Raw genomic sequence first — 6458 nt, forward strand, 5'->3', positions numbered from 1 at the left:
CTCGAGCCGCTCCGCTTCGGCGCGCGCGAGGCCGGTCTCGAGCGCCAGCGGATGATGCACCAGAGCGGCGAGCGGCCGGCCGAGGCCCCGAAGTCTCTCGGCCGGCAACTCAGCGAAGGCGAGCCCGTCGATCACCAGCGTGGCGCCGCGTGGAGCGGCGGCCAGCAGATCGAGGCTGCGAGCGAGCGAAGCCTCGGTCGGCCGCGGAAAATCGTCCGGCAGCGCCAGCGCGCGCGCCGCGTGCCCGCGCGCCTGGAGCTCGCGCAGAATACGCGCGTCGTAGAGATAGCCGCCCGTCGGCGTCGCGAGATCGCCGGGCGCGGCGAGGATGAATTCACCCACCTACGGGCCCTTCGAACCAGGCGCGGGCCACATGGGACTCGCCGAGCGTGACCCGGATCCGCGTCAGGCCCGCGGCATGCGCTCCCAGACCGCCTGTCCGGGCGGCTTCCGCCATGCGGTCGAAGATGTGGCGGCAGAGGAATTCGGTGGTGGTCACCTGTCCGGCCAGCTCCTCTGCCTCGTCCAGGTTCCGATAGTTCAGCGGCGCGAGCGCGGTCTTGAGGGCTTCGGTGGCGCGTCCGATGTCGACGACGATGTTGTCGGGGTCGAGCTCTTCCCGGAAGAACGCGACGTCGACCACGAAGGTCGCGCCATGCAGCGCCTGGGCGGGGCCGAACACGTCGCCCTTCAGGCTGTGGGCGATCATGATGTGGTCACGGACTTCGACGGCGTACATGGCGAACCTCAGGGGTAGCGGAGAACGACGGCGAGGCCCTGCGCGCCCGGCGCCAGAGCGTCCGGCAAGGCGGAGGGAGCGTCGTCGAACGGAATTTCGGTGTCGAGCAGAAGGTCGTAGCGCTCGTCGGCCGCGAGCAGCGCGAGCGCGGCGCCCAGGCGTCGTCGTGCGCTCCATCGCGGCCTCCGTGACGGCGCGACCTGGCCGACCTGTGAGGACACCAGCTTGAGCCGGCGCGCGTGAAACGCGCGGCCGAGCGGCACCGCGACGTCGTCGACGCCATGCCAGCTCATCTCCACGACGGTCGCCTCCTCGCCCGCCGCCGCGAGCGCAGTCGCAAGGCCTGCCGCGGTCGCGCTCGCGTGGAAAACGACGTCGGCGTCGCGGGGCGCGTCGCCCGGCGGCGCGAAGCCGGCGCCAAGGCTTTCCGCCAGGGCCCGCCTCTGCTCATCGACATCGACCACCGTGACCTCGACGCCCGGCAGTCGGCTGAGCAGCGCCGCCGTCAGAAGCCCCACGGGGCCGCCGCCGACCACCACGGCCCGGTCGCAGGGACCGGCGCCGGAATCCCAGACCGCGTTCAGGGCGGTCTCCATATTGGCCGCCAGCACCGCGCGGCGCGGCGGCAGTCCAGCCGGCAGAGGGTGAAGGGCCGAGGCCGGCGCGGAGAACGCGTCCTGGTGCGGGTTCAGGCAGAACACCATCCGACCCGTCAGGTCCGACGGGCCCGCTTCGACCCGGCCGACGGCGGCATAACCGTATTTCACGGGGCCGGGAAACTCGCCTTCCTGCCGGGGCGCGCGCATCCTCCGCCACTCGCTTTCCGGCACCCGGCCGCGGCAGACGAGGCGCTCGGTGCCGCGACTCACGCCGGAGAAAAGCGTGCGGACGAGCGGCTCCCGCGGGTCCGGGCGGGCCAGACGCTCCTCCCGAAGCTCGACGCCGCCATGGCCGTCATACCAGAGGGCTCTGGCACTTAGTGTCTCTGGGCCGTTGTCGGTGACTGTCATCCGCCTAAATTCGGAGCAGGTCGTGCCGGTTTGACGACCGCGGAAGTGATATAGCGGCGCCCCCCGGAGCCGCCAGACCGTCCCTCGTCCGGCCCACCCGAAAGCGTAAGATGCGTTCAGACACCGACCTGCTTCAGGCCGCCCCTCCCAGCCTCCCCACCGCGAGCGGCCGCCGCGCCGGCACGACGCCGACCGGCTCGCAGTCGATCATGGCTCTCAGGCTGCGGCGCGTCGCGATGGGCGCTCTTACGCTCTCGACCTTTGCGGCGCTCTCCTATTCCTTCGCCCAGGTCATCGGCGGCGACGGATGGTCGGCGCCGGAGCTCGCGATGTTCGTCTGCTTCCTGGTGTCGTCGCCCTGGATCGTCCTCGGCTTCTGGAACGCCACGATCGGCTTTGCGCTGCTGCGGTTCGCCAAGGACCCCGTCGCGTCAGTCGCGCCCTGCGTCCTGACGACGCGCGCAGACGCGCCGGTGGACGGGCGGCACGCCATCGTCATGTGCATCCGCCACGAGGATTCGGCGCGCGTCGTGCGCCGCCTCGACGCCGTCATGGCGAGCCTCGAGGCGACGCCCTTCGGCGACCGCTTCGATCTGTTCGTCCTCAGCGACAGCCAGAAACCCGATCTGATCGAGGACGAAGAGGCCGCGATCAGCGCCTGGAGAGCCGGGCTCGAGGACCCGACCCGGGTCATCTATCGCCGGCGCGACACCAATGAGGGCTTCAAGGCCGGAAACATCCGGGAGTTTCTGGATCGCTGGGCCGACCGCTACGAGGTCATGATCACGCTCGACGCCGACAGCGTGATGTCCGGGGCCACGATCCTGCGGCTCGTCCGGATCATGCAGGCGAACCCCAGGCTCGGCATCCTTCAGACGCTGGTGGTCGGCCTGCCGGCGCGCACGGTGTTCGGCCGCGCGTTCCAGTTCGGCATGCGGGCCAGCATGCGCTCCTACTCGATGGGCGCTGCGTGGTGGAGCGGCGACTGCGGTCCCTATTGGGGACACAACGCCGCCATCCGGGCCAAGGCGTTCCGCGACCACGCGCGCCTGCCGCAGGTGCCGGGCGCCGCGCCGCTCGGCGGAGACGTGCTCAGCCATGACCTCTACGAGGCCGTGCTGATGCGCAAGGCCGGCTACGAGGTGCGGGTGCTGCCGGAGGAGAGCGGCTCCTGGGAGGACAATCCCGCGACGCTGACCGAGTTTATCCGGCGCAACCTGCGCTGGTGCCAGGGCAACATGCAGTATCTGCGGCTGATCGGCAGCCCCGGCCTTCCTTTCGTCGGGCGCGTGAACCTGCTGATCGCGATCCTGATGTATCTCGGCGCCCCGGCCTGGATGGGCTTCATGATCGCCGGGGCCGCGCAGGCCTGGGGCGCGCCGACGCTGATCCCCGTGAGCGGCGGGAGCGAGTTCTCGCTGACGCTCGGCACGGTGCTGCTCGCCGTGATGATGCTGGTGCTCTTCGCTCCGAAGATCATGGGCTATCTGGACGTCGCTCTGCGGCCGGACGAAAGCCGCCGCTACGGCGGGGTCCCGGTGTTCCTTGGGAGCGTCGCCGCGGAGATCTCGTTCGGCCTGCTGTTCGCACCGATCGTGAGCTTCACGGTCACGGCCTTCCTGTTCCGGCTGTTCGTGCTGCGCCGGGGCGTCGGCTGGGCTGCGCAGAATCGCGGCGGTGATCGTGTGGGCTGGCGCGAGAGCGCCGCGCTGCTCTGGCCCGCGACCGCCTTCGGGGGCGCGCTCGCGCTGTCGTTCGCGCTGTCTGCGCCTGCCGTGCTGTTCTGGGCCGCGCCCGTGGTGGCGAGCTTCCTGCTCGCCGTTCCGTTCGCCGTCCTGACGTCGCGCGAGAGCAGTCGTCTGCGGATCGGAGCCATCCCGGAGGAGGCCAACCCGCCGGCCGAGGTGCGGGCCGTCAGCGAGGGACTGGGGCTGGCCCGCAAGCCGCCGCGCTGGGCCCAGCCACTGTCCCCGTTCCGGTTCGAGGGATCGGAGAAGCCGGGCGCCGGCTACTCGGCGGCGGCCCCGGCGGAATAGCGCTGCAGCAGCGGCGCCTGCGCCATCGCGAAGATCATGGTCAGGGGCATGATGCCCCAGACCTTGAAGGCGACCCAGAAATCCGTGGTCTGCGTCCGCCAGACCACCTCGTTGACCGCGGCCAGAAACACGAAGAACCAGGCCCAGCGCAGCGACAGCTTCATCCAGCCCTCATGGGTCAGGTTGAACGCCTGGTCGAACACGACCTCGAGCAGCGGCTTGCCGAACGCGATCCCGCCGAACAGGGCGCCTGCGAACAGCAGGTTCACGATGGTGGGCTTGAGCTTGATGAACAGCTCGTCCTGCAGCGCCAGCGTCAACCCGCCGAACACCACCACGACCACGCCCGACACGAGCGGCATGATCGGCAACCGGCGCGTCAGCAACCAGGACGCCGCCAGCGAGATCACCGTCGCCCCCATGAACAGCGCCGTGGCGGTGAACAGGTTGCTTCGCGAATTGGCGATGAAGAAGACCACGAGGGGCCCGAGCTCCATCGCAAGCTTTATCACCGGATGGACGGAGTGGGGCGCGCGCTGGGCGGAACTCATGAACTTCCTCTGACTCTACGCAGGCGCGCGATCAAGGCCCAGGAGGTGAAATCGCGCCATGGTCGCCGGCCGGCGGGGCGTTTCTGCGGCCGAAATCGGGCGCGGCGGTATCCTGGCCCTGCTCGATGATGCTGCGCCGGATCTCTCGGGTCCGCGTGAACAGCTCGAACAGCTTGTCGCCTTCGCCCCAGCGGATCGCGCGCTGGAGCGCCGTCAGGTCCTCGACGAACCGGCCGAGCATCTGCAGCACCGCATCGCGGTTGTTGAGGAACACGTCGCGCCACATCGTCGGATCGGACGCCGCGATCCGGGTGAAGTCTCGGAAGCCGGATGCGGAGTACTTGATCACCTCGGACTGGGTAACCTCCTCGAGGTCGGCGGCGGTCCCGACGATGTTGTAGGCGATCAGATGAGGCACGTGGCTGACAATCGCGAAGACGAGGTCGTGATGCTCGACCGTCATCGTGTCGACGCGCGCGCCAACGCCTTCCCAGAACGCCCGAAGCGCCGCGACGGCGGCCTGGTCGGCCGACTCGAGCGGCGTCAGGATCGCCCAGCGTCCGTCAAACAGCTCCGCGAAGCCGGCGTCCGGCCCCGAATCCTCGGTGCCCGCGATCGGGTGAGCCGGGACGAAGTGGGCGTGCGCGGGCACATGGGGGGCCATGTCGCGGACCACGGCGCCCTTCACGGAGCCGACATCGGTCAGGATCGCGCCCGGCTTCAGGCGCGGCCCGATCTCGGCCGCGACAGCGCCGCAGACGCCGACAGGCGTGCAAACGATGACGAGATCGGCCTCCGCCGCCGCCTCTCCCGAGCGTTCGAAGACTTCATCCGCCAGGCCAAGCGCCGCGACGCGGTCGCGCACGGAGGCGTCCTGGTCGGCGGCCGCGATCGTCCGCGCCAGACCGGCCTTGCGGGCGGCCCGCGCGATCGAGGAGCCGATGAGCCCGACGCCGATGATCGCCAGGCGGTCGAACAGAGGCTCAGCCAAGCTGGCGATCCTTCGCAAACTCGCCGAGAGCGGTGAGAAACGCGCGGTTGGCGTCCTCGGACCCGATGCTCAGGCGGAGCGCATTCGGCAGGCCATAAGCCCCGACCGCGCGCAGGATCAGGCCGCGTTGCGTCAGGAAGGCGTCCGCGTCGGCGGCGCGTCGCCCGGGCTCGTCCGGAAAATGGATCAGCAGGAAGTTCGCGACGCTCGGCGTGACCGTGAGCCCGAGCGCCCGGATTCCTTCGGTCAGCTCCGTCAGCCACCGGGCGTTGTGCATCACGGCCCGATCGATGTGCTCGCGATCCGCGACCGCCGCCGCCCCGGCCGCGATCGCCGGACCCGAGACATTGAACGGGCCACGGATGCGGTTGAGCGCGTCGACGACCCCGGCGGGCCCGTAGAGCCAGCCGATCCTCAGGCTCGCAAGGCCGAAGGCCTTCGAGAAGGTGCGGGTCATCACGACGTTCTCGCAGGAGCTGACGAGCTCGATCCCCGCGGCGTAGTCGTTCGCCCGCACATACTCCGCATAGGCGGCGTCGAGCACGAGCAGCGCGTTGCGCGGCAGTGCCGCCTGCAGCCGCTTCACCTCGTCGAACGGCAGGTAGGTGCCCGTCGGATTGTTCGGATTGGCGAGGAAGACGATGCGCGTGCGGTCGGTGACGCGGGCCAGGATCGCGTCGACGTCCGCCGTCAGGTTCGTCTCGGGCGCGACGACCGGCGTCCCACCGGCCGCGAGGATCGCGATCCGGTAGACCAGGAAGCCGTGCTCGGTGAACAGCCCCTCGTCTCCCGGGCCGACATAGCCGTGCGCCAGCAGCGACAGCAGTTCGTCGGAACCGGCGCCGCAGACGATCCGGGCCGGATCGAGCCCGTGAGCGCGGGCGATCGCCTCCCGCAGCGCGCGGGCTCCGCCGTCAGGATAGATCTCGAGATCAGCGGCCGCCGCCCGGAAAGCCTCGACGGCCTTGGGACTTGGCCCGAACGGGGTCTCGTTCGAGGACAGCTTGCGCAGAGGCACGCCTGCCGGAGCCTTGCTCTTGCCGGGCACATAGATGTCGATCGCGAGCGCGCCGGGCCGGCGGGGGCCTTCGCGCAGGATCGCTTCCTCCGCGCGAGCTCGCGCCGCCAAAC

Annotated in this window: 6 protein-coding genes and 1 pseudogene; 1 reads left to right on the forward strand and 6 read right to left on the reverse strand. The window is 70.2% G+C overall.

Annotation, left to right across the window (positions count from 1 at the left end; translation table 11 throughout):
• The 3 genes and pseudogenes from ACIKT0_RS11145 to ACIKT0_RS11155 form a co-directional block, all read right to left on the reverse strand.
• Positions 1-342 (reverse strand): annotated as a pseudogene (locus ACIKT0_RS11145) (glycosyltransferase family 4 protein); the annotation flags it as partial.
• A complete protein-coding gene (locus ACIKT0_RS11150; protein ID WP_407105415.1) occupies positions 335-739 on the reverse strand; it encodes a 6-pyruvoyl trahydropterin synthase family protein in 405 nt (134 codons plus the stop codon). The pseudogene ACIKT0_RS11145 and the gene ACIKT0_RS11150, both read right to left, overlap by 8 nt.
• Positions 740-747: 8 nt before the next feature.
• The gene (locus tag ACIKT0_RS11155) at positions 748-1749 is read right to left on the reverse strand and encodes a zinc-dependent alcohol dehydrogenase (RefSeq protein WP_407105416.1); all 1002 of its coding nucleotides are present in this window, start codon (positions 1747-1749) and stop codon (positions 748-750) included.
• A 110-nt stretch (positions 1750-1859) separates the two neighbouring features.
• Between ACIKT0_RS11155 and mdoH the strand changes: the two genes are divergently transcribed.
• A complete protein-coding gene (mdoH, locus tag ACIKT0_RS11160) occupies positions 1860-3785 on the forward strand; it encodes a glucans biosynthesis glucosyltransferase MdoH (RefSeq protein WP_407105417.1) in 1926 nt (641 codons plus the stop codon).
• Here mdoH and ACIKT0_RS11165 read toward each other — a convergent pair.
• The 3 genes from ACIKT0_RS11165 to ACIKT0_RS11175 are packed head-to-tail and all read right to left on the reverse strand — an operon-like array spanning position 3758 to position 6456.
• Positions 3758-4336 carry a septation protein A gene (locus tag ACIKT0_RS11165; protein ID WP_407105418.1) on the reverse strand — a complete coding sequence of 193 codons (579 nt, stop codon included), beginning with the start codon at positions 4334-4336 and terminating at the stop codon, positions 3758-3760. The genes mdoH and ACIKT0_RS11165 overlap by 28 nt on opposite strands.
• 31 nt (positions 4337-4367) lie before the next feature.
• A complete protein-coding gene (locus ACIKT0_RS11170) occupies positions 4368-5327 on the reverse strand; it encodes a prephenate/arogenate dehydrogenase family protein (protein WP_407105419.1) in 960 nt (319 codons plus the stop codon).
• On the reverse strand, positions 5320-6456 hold the full coding sequence (locus tag ACIKT0_RS11175) for a pyridoxal phosphate-dependent aminotransferase (protein ID WP_407105420.1): 1137 nt from the start codon (positions 6454-6456) through the stop codon (positions 5320-5322). Before ACIKT0_RS11175 ends, ACIKT0_RS11170 begins: the two co-directional genes overlap by 8 nt.
• Positions 6457-6458: the final 2 nt, after the last annotated feature.

Origin of the sequence: Hansschlegelia beijingensis (assembly GCF_045505405.1) — a bacterium.
Lineage (GTDB): Bacteria > Pseudomonadota > Alphaproteobacteria > Rhizobiales > Methylopilaceae > Methylopila > Methylopila beijingensis_A.